At 71.6% G+C, this 18,923-nt stretch carries 14 protein-coding genes, 2 pseudogenes and 1 riboswitch; of the genes and pseudogenes, 7 read left to right on the forward strand and 9 right to left on the reverse strand.

Going from position 1 to position 18,923, the window contains the following annotated elements; genetic code table 11:
* Positions 1–405: 405 nt before the first annotated feature.
* Both JK359_RS25145 and JK359_RS25150 read right to left on the reverse strand, forming a co-directional pair.
* Entirely contained in the window at positions 406–651 is a 246-nt protein-coding gene (locus tag JK359_RS25145; RefSeq protein WP_201839975.1) for a DUF7848 domain-containing protein, read from the reverse strand.
* Positions 639–881 carry a hypothetical protein gene (locus JK359_RS25150; RefSeq protein ID WP_201839978.1) on the reverse strand — a complete coding sequence of 81 codons (243 nt, stop codon included), beginning with the start codon at positions 879–881 and terminating at the stop codon, positions 639–641. Before JK359_RS25150 ends, JK359_RS25145 begins: the two co-directional genes overlap by 13 nt.
* Before the next feature lie 255 nt (positions 882–1,136).
* On the opposite strand from JK359_RS25150, the gene JK359_RS25155 reads away from it, so the two are divergent.
* The 4 genes from JK359_RS25155 to JK359_RS25170 all read left to right on the forward strand — a co-directional run bounded on the left by JK359_RS25155 (position 1,137) and on the right by JK359_RS25170 (position 3,305).
* Positions 1,137–1,883 carry a helix-turn-helix transcriptional regulator gene (locus tag JK359_RS25155; protein WP_201839980.1) on the forward strand — a complete coding sequence of 249 codons (747 nt, stop codon included), beginning with the start codon at positions 1,137–1,139 and terminating at the stop codon, positions 1,881–1,883.
* 2 nt (positions 1,884–1,885) lie between these two features.
* Positions 1,886–2,356 (forward strand): NUDIX domain-containing protein, encoded by a 471-nt coding sequence (locus tag JK359_RS25160; RefSeq protein ID WP_201839983.1) that lies wholly within the window; start codon positions 1,886–1,888, stop codon positions 2,354–2,356.
* A gap of 131 nt (positions 2,357–2,487) precedes the next feature.
* Positions 2,488–2,841, forward strand: coding sequence for a hypothetical protein (locus tag JK359_RS25165; RefSeq protein WP_201839986.1), 354 nt, complete (start codon positions 2,488–2,490; stop codon positions 2,839–2,841).
* The gene (locus JK359_RS25170; RefSeq protein WP_201839989.1) at positions 2,841–3,305 is read left to right on the forward strand and encodes a DUF4304 domain-containing protein; all 465 of its coding nucleotides are present in this window, start codon (positions 2,841–2,843) and stop codon (positions 3,303–3,305) included. Before JK359_RS25165 ends, JK359_RS25170 begins: the two co-directional genes overlap by 1 nt.
* Positions 3,306–3,452: 147 nt before the next feature.
* Here JK359_RS25170 and JK359_RS25175 read toward each other — a convergent pair.
* Positions 3,453–4,675: pseudogene (locus JK359_RS25175) on the reverse strand (tyrosine-type recombinase/integrase).
* Positions 4,675–4,828: pseudogene (locus JK359_RS39325) on the reverse strand (helix-turn-helix domain-containing protein). The pseudogenes JK359_RS25175 and JK359_RS39325 overlap by 1 nt, the downstream one beginning before the upstream one ends.
* Before the next feature lie 160 nt (positions 4,829–4,988).
* Here JK359_RS39325 and JK359_RS25180 point away from each other — a divergent pair.
* Positions 4,989–6,284 carry a beta-ketoacyl reductase gene (locus tag JK359_RS25180; RefSeq protein ID WP_236678383.1) on the forward strand — a complete coding sequence of 432 codons (1,296 nt, stop codon included), beginning with the start codon at positions 4,989–4,991 and terminating at the stop codon, positions 6,282–6,284.
* Positions 6,285–7,156: 872 nt separating this feature from the next.
* Here the strand turns inward: JK359_RS25180 and JK359_RS25185 are convergent.
* Positions 7,157–7,678: a hypothetical protein gene (locus JK359_RS25185; RefSeq protein ID WP_201839991.1), complete on the reverse strand. Its 522-nt coding sequence runs from the start codon at positions 7,676–7,678 to the stop codon at positions 7,157–7,159.
* A gap of 154 nt (positions 7,679–7,832) precedes the next feature.
* Between JK359_RS25185 and JK359_RS25190 the strand changes: the two genes are divergently transcribed.
* Positions 7,833–9,776 carry a S41 family peptidase gene (locus tag JK359_RS25190; RefSeq protein WP_201839993.1) on the forward strand — a complete coding sequence of 648 codons (1,944 nt, stop codon included), beginning with the start codon at positions 7,833–7,835 and terminating at the stop codon, positions 9,774–9,776.
* A 57-nt stretch (positions 9,777–9,833) separates the two neighbouring features.
* Here the strand turns inward: JK359_RS25190 and JK359_RS25195 are convergent, their stop codons facing one another.
* From JK359_RS25195 to JK359_RS25205, 3 genes are all read right to left on the reverse strand, one after another.
* A complete protein-coding gene (locus JK359_RS25195; RefSeq protein ID WP_201839995.1) occupies positions 9,834–11,090 on the reverse strand; it encodes an MFS transporter in 1,257 nt (418 codons plus the stop codon).
* Positions 11,091–11,583: 493 nt separating this feature from the next.
* Positions 11,584–13,893, reverse strand: coding sequence for a 5-methyltetrahydropteroyltriglutamate--homocysteine S-methyltransferase (gene metE / locus JK359_RS25200; RefSeq protein ID WP_201839997.1), 2,310 nt, complete (start codon positions 13,891–13,893; stop codon positions 11,584–11,586).
* 166 nt (positions 13,894–14,059) lie between these two features.
* Positions 14,060–14,279: riboswitch (cobalamin riboswitch) on the reverse strand.
* Positions 14,280–14,584: 305 nt separating this feature from the next.
* Positions 14,585–15,793, reverse strand: coding sequence for a PucR family transcriptional regulator (locus JK359_RS25205; RefSeq protein WP_201839998.1), 1,209 nt, complete (start codon positions 15,791–15,793; stop codon positions 14,585–14,587).
* A 194-nt stretch (positions 15,794–15,987) separates the two neighbouring features.
* Between JK359_RS25205 and JK359_RS25210 the strand changes: the two genes are divergently transcribed.
* The gene (locus JK359_RS25210; protein ID WP_201840001.1) at positions 15,988–17,475 is read left to right on the forward strand and encodes a long-chain-fatty-acid--CoA ligase; all 1,488 of its coding nucleotides are present in this window, start codon (positions 15,988–15,990) and stop codon (positions 17,473–17,475) included.
* Positions 17,476–17,590: 115 nt separating this feature from the next.
* On the opposite strand, the gene JK359_RS25215 is transcribed toward JK359_RS25210, so the two are convergent.
* Positions 17,591–18,781: a prephenate dehydrogenase gene (locus JK359_RS25215; RefSeq protein WP_307788272.1), complete on the reverse strand. Its 1,191-nt coding sequence runs from the start codon at positions 18,779–18,781 to the stop codon at positions 17,591–17,593.
* Positions 18,782–18,923: the final 142 nt, after the last annotated feature.

The raw sequence follows: 18,923 nt of genomic DNA on the forward strand, positions 1-18,923 counted from the left end.
CCGGACTGCCAACCGAAAGTCCCGCTGTCCGACCGCTCAGCAGCAGGCCGGCCGGGCACCCGAGAGGCCGTCAGGCCCGCTCGTACCGTGCGACGCGAGTATCCCGGCGGTGCCGTCGTCCGGAACGCCAGCCGTGGTGCCTGGCTGGGACCGTGACGATGGAGATAACTGGGCTGATGCCGGTGCGGGGTTGAGCGAGACACACGTGACGGGTGATCGGGCGGCACTCCCGCCGTCGTGGCTGACTTTCTGGGGCTGAGGCCAGAACCTCACGGTCATGGGCGCGGCGCGCACGTGAAGGCCCGTCCCCGCCGAGGCTGACGAGGACGGGGGAGCCTCAATCAGTTACGCCCGGCAGGGACGGGAATCGGGTGGGTCAGCGCGGTACCCGGGCGAGCAGGGCGGTCAGGTCTGCCGCCAAGCCCGCCAGGGCCGGGTGATGATCTCCCGGTAGGTGTGGTGGGACGGGTTCTGGCCGCAGTGCCGCAGCACCCAGTTCTGCGGTTCGGTGAAGTCCTCGCTTGCCGGGGACGTCTCGCCGTCCACGGCACACTGCATCGCGTACAGGACCGGCTCCGCGTCCGGCTCGCGGTCAGGCTGGAGAGTCCAGCTCTCGTAACGGAGGACCGAGCGAGGTGTCACCGTCCCCACCTCCGGTTGGCCACGGCCACCTTGGCGCTCAGCTCCTCGGACGGGGTCGGTGGACGTACGTCCTCGGGCGGCACGTCCCACTCCCGGCCACCGCGCGGCGGCCGGAGCTGCACGTACGGCCCGACATGCCCCATCACCACGCCCACCTTGCCGTTCCGTCGGTCGACCGCCACGGCGCCCACACTGGGCGAGGGGGTGCACTGGACCGCGTCAAAATTGCGGTCCGTCATCGTGACCACCCCGGCAAGGCGGTCCGCGACCGGGCATCCAGTCGCAGGGCGGGAACATAAGCTGTGGCGTACTTTCGCACGTAGACGCTCCTCAGCGGCGTGAATCCGTGCCCCTGGGCCTGTCGGTGCCGCAGGGTCGGCAGCGATCCTCACGCCGGTCGCCAGGACGAAGGAACCTCCACCAAACCCCACTCCGGGACGTCCCGCGCCATGTAGAACGTCCCTAGTGCCGTCCTGAGACGAAGGGGGAGACTCATGCCGAACGAAAGACTACGAGCCGTCATGTCGGCGGGAGGCTGGACGTACGCCGCCCTCGCTCAGGAAGTCGAGGTCGACCCCAAGTCGGTCGAGCGCTGGGTGAACCTCGGGCGCACGCCACGCCGTACCACAGCCCTCCAGGCGGCCCGAGCCCTGGGAGAAGACGTGCACGCACTCTGGCCGGCGCTCCGCCAAGCCCGTCCCGCCCGCGCCATCAGCCCCGAACTGGTCGCGCTCTACGAGCAGCGGGCCGACATCCCCGCCTCGACGTTCACCGACCTGATGGCCCAGGCCTGGGAGCGGATCGACATCCTCGTCTACGCGGCCGTCTTCCTCCACGAGGCGTACCCCCGGCTGAACGAACTCCTCACCGAACGCGCCGCCGAAGGCTGCACCGTCCGCATCGCGATCGGGGACGCCGACAGCGACAACGTCCAAGCCCGCGGTCATGAAGAGCGGTTCGGCCACGGCATCGAATCCCGCTGTCGCCTCGCGCTCATGCACTACAGGTCGCTCACTGGCAGCCCCGGCATCGAGGTCCGCACCCACGGCACCACGCTCTACAACTCCCTCTACCGCGCCGACGACCAGCAACTCGTCAACGCCCACGTCTGGGGCGTCAACGCGTACGCCGCCCCGGTGTGGCATCTTCGCCGACATGAGACAGGCGGCATGTTCGATACCTATGCCGAGAGCTTCGACGCTGTGTGGGCGACGGCGACGCCCGTACGAGAGGAAGGCTGATCGTGTCCCGCACCGAGTACTACGACGACCCGAACGCCCCCAAGCCGAACAGCATGGTCGTCGCCGCCTCCGCCGTCGTCACTGACGACCACGGCCGCATTCTCCTCCAGCGCCGCCGCGACAACGACCTGTGGGCGCTGCCCGGCGGTGGCATGGACCTCACCGACTCCCTGCCCGGCACGGCCGTCCGCGAAGTCAAAGAAGAGACCGGCCTGGACGTCGAGATCACCGGCCTGGTCGGCACCTACACCGACCCGAAACACATCATCGCCTACACCGACGGCGAGGTCCGCCGCCAGTTCAACGTCTGCTTCACCGCCCGCATCACCGGCGGCCGGCTGGCAATCTCCGACGAGTCCACCGAACTCCGGTTCGTGCCGCCGGAAGAGATCGAGCAGTTGCCGATGCACCACACCCAACGGCTCAGGCTCCAGCACTTCCTGGCACAGCGCGAGAAGCCGTACCTGGGCTGAACCGCCTGACGGCAGTAGCGACGGCAACAACCCCGCACAACCACGGACACCCACGCACTTCACCGGACCAGCAAACGGACACTTGACCTGCGAAAAAGCAGGTCGAAGGCTTCGCGTAGCACACGTACTATGTGCTGGCGGGCGAGACTCCGGTACTCGTTCACAACAGCAACTGCGGCGTCGCCCGTAACGAGAAGGGGCAGTTCACATCTGGTGAGAATGTGGACGCGGCCCGTGGGCGCCAGACGCACTTGAACTACAGGAATGCTCTAGGGGCTGGGTACGACTTCGAAGTCACGCTTCCGAGCGGGCTCCGGCCTGATGCGGTCGACTGGAAGAACCGTGTCGTGCGTGAGTTGAAGTCGGACGCGAAGAGCAGCCAGGCGACGGGGCGGCGACAGTTGCAGAAGTACGTCGCCGAGTTGGAGGATATGACCGGTCAGAGCTGGACTGGGCATCTCGACACGTATAAGAGGTTCGGCTGATGGTTAACTCGATTATCCTGGAGGTTCTCAATGAGGTATTCAAGCCGCTGGGATTTCGAAAGAAGTCGGCAAACTGGTACAGAGTGTCTGGCGATCTCTACTGTGTGGTTGCCGTCCAGGAGTCCCGCTGGGGCGAGTCGTGCTACGTGAATGTCGGATTCGCTCCAGTGGTCAATGTCAAGGCGGGATGGCTCCCGGAGTCGAAATGTCTCGTCAGGTTCAGGGTGGACGCACTCACCTCTATTTCTCGCGAAGGTCTCGACCTCCTATCTGGACAAGCGGCGGAGGTGGGCGGAGAGGATGACCTTCGAGTAGGTCTCGTCGAAAAGATTGCAACTCCAGTAGCGCAGGCGGTAAATCCGATTGAGAGCATTCAGGATTTGAAGTCGCTGCTGTGTACGAGCGTCAGTGATCAGGTGTTCATTCATCGTGAAATCAGGGGAGAATTGCTTGAAGAGGGGTGACGCCCTTGGCTCCGAGCTGAAAGATTCACTTCGGTGAATTTCGGCTTCTCGGAGTGCCGGCTTTGTCGGGATTGATCGGCGCTGACGGCAGTAGTTGACGGCAACGGCGGCGACACCGGAGGTGTTCGCCGCCGTTGCCTGCGTGGGTCAGGGGCGGTCGAGAGCGTAGCCGAGGGCGGTCATGGCTTCGCGTTGGAGGCGGACCGGACGTGGGCGTAGACGGTGGCGGTGACGCCGATGTGGGCGCGGCCGAGGAGTTCCTCGATCACGACAAGTTCGACGCCCTGTTCCAGGAGCAGGGTGGCGGAGGAGTGGCGGAGGTCGTGAAAGCGGATGCGACGGAGGCCAGCACTGCGGAGGAGCGTGAGGAAGGCGCGGGTGAGGTTGGTCGGGTCGATCGCACCGCCCTGCGCAGTGGTGAACACGTGCCCGCTGTGCTGCCACGCGGCGCCCGCGGCCTCCCGCTCGCGCTGCTGCTGCTCACGGTGGAGCTTCAGCGACTGGACGCAGCGGGCGGGGACGGCGATGCGGCGCTCGGAGGCTCGCGTCTTGGTGGGCAGCGTGGTGAGCCCGCCTGCGGCGGTTCGCTGGAGTGTGCGGCGGATGGCGGCGGTGCCTGCGTCGAGGTTGAGGTCTTCCCAGCGGAGGCCGAGGAGTTCGCCCTTGCGGAGTCCGGTGTGGAGGGCGAGTCCGAACAGGGCGTGCAATCGGTGTTCGTTCGCGGCGGTGAGGAGCTGGCGGGCTTCGTCGGCGGTGAGGGGTTCGAAGCGTCGGGGGCGAGGCGTGCCGGTGCGGACGTTGCGGGCGACGTTGCGTGGGATCTCTTCTTCGCGGACGGCGTGCTCCAGGGCGGATTTGAGGACGGAGTGGATGTACGTCAGGGTCAGCGGCGAGAGCCGCTTGGAGCAGCACTGGCCGATTGCGCAGCAGCGGGGCTGCTCGCGCCGGGCGTCGATGCGGCGGGTGCAGCACTGGCAGGTGGTGCGGAGCTGGTTGAGCCAGGTGCGGATGTCCATGGCGGTGAGCTTGGTGAGCTTCTTCTTGCCCAGGCCGGGGATGAGGTACCGGTCGACGCATGCGGTGTATCGGGCGTGGGTGTTCTCGCGGAGGGGGTGGACGGCGACGTTCTCCAGCCAGTACGTCAGGTAGGCGGCCACGCTGCCCTGCGCGGAGGGCACAGGAAGGCCGCGGTTGCTGGCGGCGATCTTCTCGCGGGTGGTGCCGTAGACGTGGACGCGGCGGCGGGTGTTGCCGGGGGCGAGGACGTATCCGGCGGCTTCCCAGCGGCCATCCTTCCGCTGGTAGACGGTTCCGTCGCCGTTGGCGCGGGAGCGGGTGCGGCGGGATGAGGTGGGACGCGGCGTGGTCATCAGGCGGCGGCTTCCTCTTCGAGGCGGGCACGAATGAAGTCGGTGAGCGCGTGGGCGGGGATGCGGCGGGCGCGGCCGAGGGTGATCCGAGGCGAGCTGGCGGGTGCGGAGCAGGTCGTAGACGGCGGAGCGGCCGAGCTGGAGGCGGGCCATCACCTGGGGCACCGTGAGCAGATCCAGCGACGGTGCTGCCTCCGCGCGGGGACGGTGGTCGAGGGCGGGGGCATCAGCAGCCCCCTTCGGCCGTGAACTGCCGTGGTTGGGGCGGCCGTGGCGGGTGCGGGGCCGGGCGGGGTCGCGGTGCAGGGAGCTGTTGCGGCCGCCTCGGGCTCTGCCGTGGGCCCCGTGTCCGCCGTCGTCCGCACGCATCACGGACGGCGTCTACCGGCCGCTGCCTCAACAGACCTACCCTGCCGGCCGCGTCGCCGACGCCCTGTCCGCCCTGCGCCACTCCCGGCATCTGGGAAAGGCCGTCCTCACCTTCCCGGACACGGAGCCGATCGTGGTCACCCGTCCCGACGACGGACCGGGACTCCAGCCGGCGGCGACCTACGTGATCAGCGGCGGGCTGAGCGGCCTGGGCGCCGCCACCGCCCGCCATCTCGCCTCGCGCGGTGCCCGGTCCCTGGCACTCATCGGACGGCGCGGTGCCGCCTCTCCCGAAGCGGTCCTGCTGCTGGATGAACTACGGGAGCAGGGTGTGGATGTCACCGCGTACGCGGCCGACATCACCGACGGCGCGGCCGTCGCAGCCGTGTTCGACCAGGCCGAGCGGAAGGGGCGGCCGGTGCGCGGCGTCGTGCACGCCGCCATGCAGCTGGACGACGCCCCACTGGACGAACTCGACACCTCCCGGGTGCGTGACGTGCTGGCGCCCAAGGTGCGGGGCGCGGAGGTCCTGGACGAACTCAGCCGGCACAGTGCGCTGGACTTCTTCGTCGTCTACTCCTCTGTCACGGCTCTGATCGGAAACATGCACCAGGCGCCCTACGCCGGCGCCAACCTGCATCTCGAAAGCCTGATGCGTGCCCGGCGAGAGCAGGGACTCCCCGGGCTGGCCCTGGGTTGGGGCGGGATCAGTGACACCGGCTACGTCGCCCGTACTCTGCTTGATGACACCATCGCCCGTTCCGGCATTGGACTGATCAGCCCCCGGACCGCGATGGCGGCACTCGACCGGCACCTCGGCCGCGAAAGCGAGGCGGCCGTCGTGATCGGCGTCATGGAGTGGGAGCGCCTTGCAAGCATCCTCCCCTCACTGACCCGCCCCCGCTTCAGCACTCGGCTACGGCGCATCGCCGGTGCGCCCGCTCCCGAAGCCTCCGCCGATCTGCGCCACCGACTCACGGCGGCGGACGACGACGCAGCGAGGCACGCTCTGATCGCGGAGGCACTGCGGGAAATGACGGCCGCAACACTCCACACCACGCCCGACCGCGTGAACTGCTCCGCCGGACTCGCCGACCTCGGACTCGACTCACTCATGGCGGCCGAACTCAAGGTTCACCTCCAGCAGACCTTCGGCTGCGAGCTCGGGCTCATGGAGTTCATGGCTGCGGGCAACCTGAGCGGCGTCGCCGAACGCATCGACCGGGCCCTCCGGCGGTGATGTCCGGTTCGCACCCCGGAATGGCCCGGCCGACGAACGGCTGTCGAACTCGACAGAAGGTCCCATGTGCTCCTGTGCGAAGACAGCTCCTCGGACGCTCCGCCCAACCGCCGGGCCACTCGTCCACACAACTGACCGTGCGACGCGGGGCCGGACGATCCTGGAGCAGACCGTCTACGGTGCCCAGGCCCCCGCGTGGGGCCGGCCCGCCGTACTGGGCGGCCACCGGACCACGGGTCAGCTCCTCCCTGTGACCCCCGACCTCGGCCCGTCCCTGTTTCTCGGTGACCCACCACAGGGACCCTGCATCGGGGCCTTCCCTCCTGACGGTCCAAGGAAGGGGGAGGGAAAACCCGTGACGCTCGTTTGACGCTCCGAGGCATTGCGAGCACTTGCGCAGGGGTGCGAAACGGCCACTGACCTGCTCGTTTCCCGCTTGCTCCACTGGCGACATGTTTCCGATGACGCATCACATGGAGTGCGTCGCCATCCTGGAGCCGAGCGCCAAGGGCATGGCGACCAGTGTCGCCGACGTCTCCGGGTGCCGCTGTGCAGCTGTGGTCGATGCCGCAGCGAGCGGCCGGCGTCGGCAGCGCGGCGGTCATTGCCCGAGCCAGACCGGTTGTTCGCGGACGCCTGTGACCCCTCGCCGAGATCATCGTCTGGATGACGGGCCGACGGCGAGGCCGGCGAGATCGGCGTCTCGGGCATCAGCGTCAGCGCCGGCTACCTCAACGCCTCACCCGCCGGCAGCCGGCGGTTCACGGAACTGCCCTGCGAGGACGGTCCCGTACGGATCTACCGGACCGGCGACCGCGGTTACCTCACCCGGACGGAGAGCCGGTGGTGGCCGGCCGGGTCGACCACCTGACTCAGGCCCGCGGGTCCACGTTCCAGTGCGCGGGCAGATCGCTGCCGCAGAAGACGCAGGCGAAGTCGTCGTCCCGTACGAGGTTGTGCTGCCCGCAGCCGGGACAGCGCCGGAACACCATCGCGTGCGTGAACCCGTCCGGAGACTCGATCCCTGCCCGGTCCAGGGCCCGTGCGACGGCCGGCCAGGAACTGGTGTCCGGGCAGTAGCCGGTCGAATGGTTGCTCACGTCGCCCACCTCCCATCGGTCCGCCGCACGCACGAAGGCGATCTCGCCGGCGCTCAGGACCGGTCGTCCACCCGCACACGCCACGTGCTCGCTCCGGCGCGGCGCCAGACACAACGCGCCGTCCGTGTCGACCACGAAGGTGAACGGCTCGGCCAGTTCCGCGGGGGACCGCTCCGCGGCCCAGGCATCGAAGGCGGCCGCTGAGGTGATGCGGTGGCCGCCGTTCCCGGGGTGCAGGCCGGCTCTCAGCGCGGCCGGGCCCACGTAGCGGTAGTGCCGTCTCTGCGCGCTCATCCGGGACAACCTAGAACACTTCCGTGGCAACCGCCTCGTCGAATTCGGGACACTCGTTCGAGTGAAGGGTGTGTGTGCGGCTCGTCTCGAGGGGGTCGGGCGTCGATAACTGACCGCGACAGCCCCGAGACACGTGCGATCACCAGGAGCCGCAGTGACCGAGACGGCCGACCGACCCATCCCCGACTTCGTCCGGAACGCGGCCGAGCCGGTGCGTGAGCACCTCGCCGCCTCCACCGACCTCGCCACCTTCCTGAAGGGCGCCGGCACGCTGACGCTGGAGGAGCGACGGGTCGTCGCTGCTCAGGCGCTGGTACTGCTGGAGCAGAACTACGTGCACCTGCCCCTCAAGGCCGCCATGTACGCGGTCAACCCCGTCCAGCGCCTACGGCTGCTCATCCACCGCATGGAACGGCAGACACCGCAGGACATGCCGCCGGAGTGGACGTTCCACAGCGAGATGTCGGAGATCTTCCACTCCGTACGGGACCTGCACACCAACTATCTGCTCCCCGAGCCCTTCGCCGGCAAGATCGCCTTCCTGCCCTTCCTGGTCGAGCGGTACACCGACGAGCAGGGCGCCCACTTCATGGTCACTCACGTGTCCGGCGGCTTCTCCGCCACGGGCTTCGAACCGGGCGTCGAGATCACGCACTGGAGCGGCACGCCCATCGCCCAGGCCGTCGACCTCGTCGCCGCCCGGTTCGCCGGGAGCAACCCCGAGGCGCGCCGCAGCCGGGGCGTCGAGTCGCTGACCGTACGGCCGCTGCGCCTTCACCTGCCGCCCTTCGAGGAGTGGGTGACGATCAGTTACCTCGACAAGAACGGCACTCCGCGCGAGTTCCGCGAGAACTGGCGCGTCGTCGACAACCGGCCGCCCGCCGTGGACGCGGACGCGGTGACCACGGTCGCGGCGGCGCAGGGGCTGGACCTCGAGGGCGACGAGATCAGCCGCGCCAAGGTGCTGCTGTTCGCTCCCCGGGTCGTGGCCCAGGCGCGGGCCGCGGTGGCCGGCGAGCCCGCACCCGATCTGCGCGCCGGCGAGATCGCCACCACCCTGCCCGAGGTCTTCCGGGCCAAGGAGGTGCAGACCTCCGCGGGGACGTTCGGCCACCTGCGGATCTTCACCTTCAGCGTGGACGACCTCGAGGCCTACGTCCGGGAACTGCTGAGGCTGCTCAGTCTGCTGCCGGACCGCGGTCTGATCCTGGACGTACGGGACAACGGCGGCGGTCTCGTCTTCGCCGCCGAGTTCGCCCTGCAGCTCTTCACGCCGCGCCGCATCACCCCCGAGCCGGTGCAGTTCATCAACACACCCCTCAACCTGCGGATCTGCCGCAAGCACCAGGGCGACCCGCAGGTGGACCTCGGGGCATGGACACCGTCCATGGACCAGGCCGTCGAGATCGGAGCGGTGTTCTCCGGCGCCTTCCCGCTCAGCCCCGAGGACGGTGCCAACGCCATCGGCCAGCAGTACTTCGGTCCGGTCGTGCTCATCACCAACGCCCGCTGCTACTCCGCCACCGACATCTTCGCCGCCGGCTTCCAGGACCATGGCATCGGCCCGGTCCTCGGCACCGACCAGACCACCGGCGCGGGCGGAGCCAATGTGTGGACGCAGGACTTCCTGGCCGGCCTCATGGCCGGGGACCCGTCCTCGCCGTACGTACGGCTTCCCAAACGGGCCGGAATGCGCGTGGCCATCCGCCGCACCCTGCGGGTGGGCGGGAACTCGGGCACCCCGGTCGAGGATCTCGGCGTCACACCCGACGAACTGCACCGGATGACGCGCAACGACCTGCTCCAGGACAACGCCGACCTGCTCGAGCGGGCCGGCCGGATCCTGGGCGGCCTGACCCGGCACGCCGTGGCCGTCACGGACGTGAGCAGCCAGAACGGTTCCCTGAGACTCAAGGTCAAGTCCACCAACATCGACCGGCTGGACGTCTACGTCGACCAGCGTCCGCGTGCGTCCGTCGACGTCATGGACGGCCAGGTCGAGGTGACGGTGCCCGGTGGCGCGGCGGCCCGGTCGGCCCGGCTCGAGGGATTCGCGGACGGCCGTCTCGTGGCCTGCCGGACGGAGCAGTTCCAGTAAGGTCACGGCACCTCGTCGGCCCCCTGGCGGGGGAGGGGGCTGCGAGGTACCGGGCGGTCAGCGGCGGTACGCGGTCACGGCGACGGCCGGCAGGACCGCCAGGGAGAGGAAGCCGCAGGTGAGGGCGAGGGCCGGGTAGCTGGTGGCGGCGACCATGACACCGGAGGTGATGCCGCCCGCTGCGCCGGCGACGGCTATGGAGACGTCGACCATGCCCTGGGTCCTCGCCCGGGTGGCGAGCGGGAGGGCGTCGGTGACGATCGCGGTGCCGGAGACGAGGCCGAAGTTCCAGCCCAGACCCAGGAGGGCCAGGGCGAGGGCGAGGAGGCCGACGGAGTCCCCGGGCGCGGTGGCGGCCACGACGCCCGCGGCGAGGAGGGTGGCCCCGGAGGCGGCGGCCGTCTTCATGCGGCCGTACCGGTCGACCAGCCGGCCCGTCAGGGGCGAGGGCAGGTACATCGCCCCGATGTGGACGGCGATGACGAGGCCGGACGCGGCGGTGCCGTGGCCGTGGTCGCGCATGTGGACCGGCGTCATCGTCATGATCGCCACCATGACGAGCTGGGTGAGGACCATGACGAGCGCGCCGAGGACCACGCCTCCCCGGATGCCCCCGGTGCCGGGGGCATCGACGGTGGCGCCGCCTTCGGCCGGCGCCGTCCGGTCCAGGGCGCGTGCCAGGAGCAGGGGGTCGGGGCGGAGCCAGAGGGCGAGGACGAGGGAGGCCAGCGCGTAGGCGAGGCCGGAGAGGACGAAGGGGCCGGCCAGGCGGGGGATGCCGAGGTGTGCGGCGAGGTCGCCGGCGGGTGCGGCGAGGTTGGGGCCCGCGACGCCACCGAGCGTGGTGGCGACCAGGACGGTGGAGACGGCCCGGGCCCGGTGGCCGGGGCGGGCCAGGTCGGCTCCGGCGTAGCGGGCCTGGAGGTTGGTGGCGGAGCCCGCCCCGTAGACGAGCAGGGCGACGAACAGCACGACGGGACTGTCCAGTACGGCGGCGGTGATGACGCCCGCCGAGCCGACGGCTCCGGTGAGGTAGCCGGTGGCCAGACCGGGGCGGCGGCCGTGTGCCTGGGACATGCGGCCGACCACGAGCGCGGCGAGCGCGGATCCGGCTGTGAACAGCGCGCTCGGCAGACCGGCGAGGGTGGTGGTGCCGAGCATGTCCTGGGCGAGGAGGGCACCGACGGTGACGCCGGCGGCGAGTCCCGCACCGCTGAGGATCTGCGAGGCGACCAGGACGCGCAGGATGCGCCGCTGCGCCTGGTCGGCGTCGGCTGTCGAGGCCCTGGGACCGGCTGCTGCTGTGCTGGTCATGTCACTTCCTGGGGACGGCGGTGGGGAGAGCAGGACCCCGGGTGGCGCCGGGGAGCGCGGGCCCCGTGTTCGGGGTGTCGGCGGGCAGAGGCGGGGTGTCGGCGGGCAGGGGCGGGGTGTCGGCGGGCAGGGGCGGCCGGGCGCCACGCGAGCATGCCGTCGTCGAGCCGGGTCGCCCGGTGGCCGAGGCCGGTGAGCGATCGTACGGCGTCGTGGGCGAGGACGCAGTACGCGCGGTGGCGGGCGACGGGAGGGCGCCGGGTGGCGCTCCGGCAGTACACGACGATCTGCGTCACCTCCGCAGGGAGCGGTGCCCGCCCCGGTCCGCGTGACCGGGACGGGCGGTTCCTGCGTCAGGCGTGTGCCTGGGCTGCGGCTCCGCGCGGTTCCTGGGTGAGGCGTGTGCCTGGGTTACAGCTCTGCGCGGTTCCTGGATCAGGCGTGTGCCTGGGTTACAGCTCTGCGCGGTTCCTGGATCAGGCGTGTGCCTGGGTCACAGCTCCGCGCGGACCGTGCGGGCCGCTGCGACCAGGTTCTCGAGGGCGGCGCGGGTCTCGGGCCAGCCGCGGGTCTTCAGACCGCAGTCGGGGTTGACCCACAGACGTTCGGCGGGGATCGCCTCCAGGCCGGTGCGCAGCAGGCCGGCCACCTCCTCCGGGCCGGGTACCCGCGGCGAGTGGATGTCGTAGACACCGGGTCCGGCCTCGCGGGGGTAGCCGTGGCCGGCGAGTTCACGGGCGATCTGCATGTGGGAGCGGGCGGCCTCCAGGCTGATGACGTCGGCGTCCAGGTCGTCGATGGCCCGGACGATGTCGCCGAACTCGGCGTAGCACATGTGGGTGTGGATCTGGGTGTCGGGCCGGACGCCGCTCGTGGTCAGCCGGAACGCCTCGGTGGCCCACTCCAGGTAGGCGGGGCGGTCGGCGGCGCGCAGCGGCAGGGTCTCGCGCAGGGCGGGCTCGTCGACCTGGATCACCGACGTGCCGGCCGCCTCGAGGTCGTCCACCTCGTCGCGCAGGGCGAGGGCGACCTGGCGGGCGGTGTCGGCGAGCGGCTGGTCGTCGCGCACGAAGGACCAGGCGAGCATGGTGACCGGCCCGGTGAGCATGCCCTTGACCGGTCGGCCGGTGAGGGACTGGGCGTACGTCGTCCAGCGCACCGTCATCGGCTCCGGCCGGGAGATGTCCCCGGCGAGGATCGGCGGGCGGACGTAACGGGTGCCGTAGGACTGGACCCAGCCGTGCTGGGTGGCCAGGTAGCCGGTGAGCTGTTCGGCGAAGTACTGGACCATGTCGTTGCGTTCGGGTTCGCCGTGCACCAGCACGTCCAGCCCGGCCTTCTCCTGGAAGCCGACCACCTCCTGGATCTCGGCCCTGATCCGCTCCTCGTAGCCCGCCGTGTCGATTCGGCCCGCGCGCAATGCGGCGCGCGCCGTGCGCAGTTCGTCGGTCTGCGGGAAGGACCCGATGGTGGTGGTCGGCAGCAGGGGCAGTCCGAGGTGCGCACGCTGGGCGGCGGCCCGTTCGGGGTACGGCTGGGAGCGGCGGGCGTCGGCCGGGGTGACGGCGGCGGCGCGGGCGCGGACGGCCGGGGCGTGCGTGATCGGCGAGCCGGCGCGGGAGGCCAGATCGGCGCGGTTGGCGGCGAGTTCGGCGGTGATCGCGCCGATGCCCTGGGTGAGTCCCGTGGCGAGCGTGACGATCTCCCGGGTCTTCTGCTTCGCGAACGCCAGCCAGCGCAGGATCTGCGGGTCGGTGTCACGTTCCAGGCCGGCGTCGAGCGGTACGTGCAGCAGGGAGCAGGAGGCGGCCACGTCCACCCGGTCCGCGAGTCCCAGGAGCGTGCCGAGGGTGGCGAGCGACTTCTCCAGGTCGGCGACCCAGATGTTGCGGCCGTTGACGACGCCGGCGACCAGGCGCTTGCCGGGCAGGCCGCCCACGGCGGCGAGGTCGTCGAGCTGAGCGGCCGCCTGCTCGGTGAAGTCCAGGGCCAGCCCCTCGACCGGCGCCTTGGCCAGGACGGGCAGGGCGTCGCCGAGCCGGCCGAAGTAGGAGGCGACCAGCAGCTTGGGCCGGTCGGTGAGGGCGCCGAGGTCGCGGTAGGCGCGGGCGGCGGCGTTCAGTTCGGCCGGTGTGCGGTCCTGGACCAGGGCGGGTTCGTCGATCTGCACCCACTCGGCGCCGGCCGCGCGCAGGTCGGCGAGGACCTCGGCGTAGACCGGCAGCAACCGGTCGAGCAGGGTGAGCGGGACGAAGCCGGCGTCCACACCGGGGGCGGCCTTGGCGAGCAGCAGGTAGGTGACGGGGCCGACGAGGACCGGGCGTGCGGTCAGGCCCAGGGCGAGTGCCTCCTTCAACTCCGAGACCTGCTTGCCGGAGTCGGCCGCGAACCGCGTGTCCGGGCCCAGTTCCGGCACCAGGAAGTGGTAGTTGGTGTCGAACCACTTCGTCATCTCCAGCGGCGCCACGTCCTGGGTGCCGCGGGCCATGGCGAAATAGCCGTCCAGGGCGTCCGTCTCGACGGCGGCCCGGTGGCGTGCGGGGAGCGCGCCGACCATGACGGTGGTGTCCAGGACGTGGTCGTAGTACGAGAAGTCGCCGGTGGGCACCTCGTGGATGCCGGCTTCGGCGAGCTGCTGCCAGTTGGTACGACGCAGGCCGGCGGCGGTGGAGCGGAGGGCGTCGGCGGTGATGCGGCCCTTCCAGTAGCCCTCGATCGCCTTCTTCAGTTCCCGGTGCCGTCCCTGGCGGGGGTAGCCGTACACGGTCGCCCGTGCTGCCGCGGTCGCGGACTTCGCTGTCACGGAGATCTCCTTCGCGAGATGAGTCCCTGAGGTCCCGGGGACGGGACGAGAGCGCGAAGGGGTGACGAACCGGGCGGACGCGATCCCGCGCGCGAAGGCACGGTCGTCCGCCTGATGTGTACGCCGACCCGCCCTCGAGGTCACCGGGATGTCCGCGCACGCATGGTGCGTACGCGGGCAGTTGGCAGGTCTTCGGACTCGCGGGCACGTCTCTGTCGTACGAGACTCCTACTGGCCGTCGCTTCCCAGGCCCTCCTCGGGCCCAGTGCGTATGACGGCGGTCGTTCCCGCTCACCGCTGCGGGGCAGTCCCGGAATTCCACCGGGTTCCCTCTTGCGACGCATCCCGCCTGGCGGACGGGGCGAACCAGCTGCACGGGCCAGCCTACGGGGCGGGCCGGGGATGCGGTGCGTGATCTCCGTCATCCGGAAGGTGAACGAGAGCGTTGTGCGGGAGAGAGCGTTGTGCGGGAGGCGGGAGGCGGGAGGCGGGAGGCGGGAGGCGGGAGGCGGGAGGGGGGAGGCGACCTGGGCGCCGGCCGCTGGAGGGGCGTCTGTGTCCGGCGTGCGGGGCGGGCGGGACACACGGCGTGCGGCGCGGGCCGGACACACGGCGTGCGGGGCGGGCCGGTCAACCGGCGGGGGTCCCGGGGTCCGGGAGGAATCTGACGGCACTCCGCGGCGCGGGCCGGTCAACCGGCGGGGGTCCCGGGGTCCGGGAGGAATCTGACGGCACGCAGGGCGGCGACCAGTTCGGCGGTGTCGCCGGGGGCCTGGAGCGAACGGCCGGTCAGGTCCTCCAGTTTGCGCAGCCGGTAGCGGACGGTGTTGGGGTGGCAGTGCAGGGCCCGTGCCGTCGCGGTGGCGTTCCCGGCCGCCTCGATCCAGCTCTGGAAGGTGTCGAGCAGGACGGCCCGGGCGTCGGTGCCGAGCGCCAGGACCGGGCCCATGACGGTACGGGCGAGGTCGGCGGCGGCTTCCGGCGCGGCCGCCATGACGAGCGTGAGCGGGTCGTCCTGGAAGGGGACGACCCGCGGGGCCGCCTGCGCGGGCCGGCTGTTCATGGCCAGGCGGGCGTGGCGCAGGGCCTGGCCGCTGCCGTCGAGGGAGGCGAAGGCCGGGCTCACGCCCACCCGGGCGGTGGCCAGGCGTCGCAGCACCGCCATGGTCAGGTCGAGGGCGTCGGGGCGGAGCAGGCACACGATCCCGATGCGCAGATCGGGCCGCAGCGCCCAGGCTGAGGGGATGCCGTGCGCGGCCAGCCGGGCCTCGACGTCGCCGAGCGGTTCCTGGCCGAGGGCGGTGGCCTCTGCCGCGACCGTGACGTACGGGCCCTTCCGGGGCAGGCCCAGGGTCTGGGCCACCTCCCACAGCGTCCCCCGGTCGGTGATCCGGCCGGTGAGCAGCGCCTCCGTCAGGGCGGAGCGTTCACGTTCCTGGGTGCGGACCAGTTCGGCGGCCGCCCTGCGGTACGCGGAGGTCAGCGCGTCACTGTATTCGTCGGCCAGCTGCCAGGCGTCGGACGCCGCCGGCACCAGCACGGACGGATCGACGGCGAGCCGGCCGGCCTCGTCGGCCAGGACCGCCCACACCTCGGCGAACCCCAGCCGGTAGGCGCGCAGGACGTCGGGCAGCGGACCGCCCTGGATCGCGCGCAACCGCCCGGTCTCACTGGGCTCGGTGAGATCGGGTTCGCTGCCCCGGGCGAACTGGGCGAGCAGGCTGTCGATGTTGCGCCACAGCGACGCCCGCAGCTCCTCCTCCGGCACGGTGCCCGAGGGGCCGTAGATGTCGATCTCCTCGCGGATGCGACGGGCGGCCCGCTCGACCAGTTCGGACAACCGGGAGCGCAGGGACTGGGCCACGGCGGCGATCTCGGGCACGGGCGGGCGACGCTGCACGAGGCCAGCCTACGAGAGCGGTTGTTGTCGTTCACAAGTCGGGACGGTGGGCCCGGGCGGCTGTGGCGGTGTGGTTGTCGGGGGGAACAACGTGCCGGGCGTCTTCTTGTCCGCCGGTCCATTGGTGGCGGCTTCCACGACCGCCAGTCTGTACCGGGCACTGTGCCAAGGGCGGGCTGTCACCGGGAGGACGCATGCCGAACATCGCGAACAACCTGTCGGAATCGGCACGGCGGCACCCGGATCGCCCAGCCCTCCGGTTCGGCGCCGGCGTGACGACGTACGCGGAGCTGGACGCGGCCGCCTCCCGCGTCGCCGGAATGCTCCGGGCGCAGGGACTCGCGGCCGGTGACCGGGTGGGCGTCATGCTGCCCAACGTCCCGGCGTTCGTCGCGCTCTACTACGGCATCCTGCGCGCCGGGGGAGTCGTGGTCCCGATGAACCCGCTGCTCAAGGCCCGCGAGATCGAGCACTGTCTGGCCGACTCGGGCGCATGCCGGCTGTTCGTGCACGAAGCCGGCGCCGAGGAGGCGGCGGCGGGGGCCGGCGCGACGGGTGCCGTGGTGACCCCGGTCGGCCCGGGGCTGGCGCAGGCGGACGAGCAGACGCCGGCCGGTGCGCAGACGCCTCGCGGTGACGGCGACCTCGCCGTGATCCTCTACACCTCCGGGACGACCGGCAGGCCGAAGGGCGCCGCGCTGACCCACGGCAACGTCGGCCGGAACACCGAGGTCGTGTCCGACCGCGTGATCGAGGTCGGTCCCGAGGACGTGGTCATGGGCTGCCTGCCGCTCTTCCACGCCTTCGGCCAGACCTGCGGCATGAACGCCGCGATCCGCAAGGGCGCCTGCCTGGTGCTTGTGCCCCGCTTCGAGCCGGCCGGAGTCCTGGCCCTGCTGGACGAGTTGGGCGTGACCGTCTTCGAGGGCGTGCCCACCATGTACAACGCACTGCTGCACCAGGCGCCGTCCGGCACCGGTCCCGAGGCGGGCACCCTGCGGGTCTGCGTCTCCGGCGGGGCCGCCCTGCCGACGGAGGTGCTGCACGCCTTCGAGAAGCGCTTCGGCTGCGCGGTGGCCGAGGGCTACGGCCTGTCGGAGACCTCACCCGTGGTCACCTTCAACCACCTCGACAGGCCCCGCAAGCCCGGTTCGATCGGCACCCCGATCCACGGGGTCGAGGTACGCCTGCTCGACGGCGACGGCAAGGACGTCCCGGCCGGTGAGGTCGGCGAGATCGCCGTCCGCGGCCACAACGTCATGACCGGCTACTGGAACCGGCCCGACGCGACGGCCGAGGCCGTCCAGGACGGCTGGTTCCGCACCGGGGACCTGGCCCGCCAGGACGACGAGGGCTACCTCTTCGTCGTGGACCGCAAGAAGGACATGATCATCCGGGGCGGCTACAACGTCTACCCGCGGGAGATCGAGGAGGTCCTCTACGAGCACCCGGACGTCGTGGAGGCGGCCGTGGTCGGCGTCCCGCACGACTCCCTCGGTGAGGAGGTCGCCGCGGCCGTCGTCCTGGTCCCGGGGGCCCGGACCTCCCCGGAGGACCTGCAGTCCTACGTCAAGGAGCGCGTCGCCCCCTACAAGTACCCGCGCACCGTCTGGCTCCTGCCCGCCCTGCCGAAGGGCCCCACCGGGAAGATCCTCAAGCGGGAGATCCGGTCCCCGCACTGACGGCGGCGCCCGTCGCGTACTGGCGGCGGTGTCCGTCCCGTACGGCGGCGGTGTCCGTCCCGTACTGGCGGCGGCGCCCGTCGCGTACTGGCGGCGGCGGGCGCCAGTGCCGGTCTCACCCGCCGGGCAGCGAGGCCACCCGTTGCGCCGGTACGACGTCCTCGTCCCGCCGCCGGCCGGCGGGGGAGGGCTGCGGCAGCGGGTCACGGCGGGGTCGGGCGGAGCCGTCCTCCGCGTGCCAGCCCCGCTCGGCCATCCGGCGGCGCAGCTCCTCGGCGCCGCCGGCGGGTGCCGGGAACTCGACGGTCACGCCGTCCTGTCCGGGTGTGGCCCGGGTGGTCACCTCGTGCGCGCCCACCCCGTGCTCCCCGAGGGTGTCGAGCAACCGCGCCAGTTCCCCGGGCCGTCCGGCCAGTGTCACCCGGAACGGGCCCTGCGTGAACGGGCGGTGTGCGGGCGCGGGCCCGATGGCGCGCAGCCCCGCCGCGCCGCGTTCGAGCAGCTCCGCCACCTGGTGCCGGCTGGCCGGCCGCGGCCCGCCGTCCCGTGCGAGGTCCTCCAACGCCGCGCGCAGGCCCGCGAGATCCTTCTCGACCTCCCGCAGCACCTGGACGACCGGTGCGGCGTTGCTGCACAGGATCTCGGCCCACAGCCGGGGGTCGCCGCCGGCGACACGGGCGGTGTCGCGCAGACCCTGCCCGGCGAGCCGCAGGGCGTCCGGCTTGCCGTCCTGCAGGCGGGCGGCGAGCAGGCTCGCCATCACATGCGGTGCGTGCGAGGTGAGCGCCACGGCCCGGTCGTGCGCCTCGCCGTCCATGACGAGCGGCGTCGCACCGCACCGGGCGACCAGTTCCAGGGCGTGGTTGAGGGCCGTCCGCGAGGTCCCCGCCGCGGGCGTGAGCACCCACGGGCGGTCCTCGAAGAGGTCGGCCCGTGCCGCCAGTGGCCCCGACCGCTCCCGCCCGGCCATGGGGTGGCCCCCTACGAAGGAGGCGTCCAGGCCGCCCTCGCCGGCCTCCCGGAGGGGGAGCGCCTTGACGCTCGCGACGTCGGTGTAGCTCCGGGCGAGTCCGCGGGCCCGCTGTTCCGCGAGCACGCCGGCCACCGCGCGGGGCGGAACGGCGAGCACGGCGAGGTCGACCGGTCCCGCGGGCGGCCCGGCTACGCCCGCACCGAGTGCCGCCGCGGTCCGGGCCGCCGCCGGATCGCGGTCGACGAGGTGCACGGCGACACCGTGGCGGCTCATCGCCAGCCCGACGGAGGTGCCGATCAGTCCGGTTCCCACCACGGCCAGGGCACGGATCACCGGGTCCCCCCTCCGTACGGGCCGCCGCTCCCGGGCCGCCCCGCGCGGGCCCCGTGGAGCACGGCGGTGCCGCCGGGACGGTTGGGCTGGGTCATGTCCGGCTCCCCGGCCGCACGGGCACCGCGTCCGCGGTGGTGGTGAA

The sequence above is a fragment of the Streptomyces actinomycinicus genome (assembly GCF_016741775.1).
Lineage (GTDB): Bacteria > Actinomycetota > Actinomycetes > Streptomycetales > Streptomycetaceae > Streptomyces > Streptomyces actinomycinicus.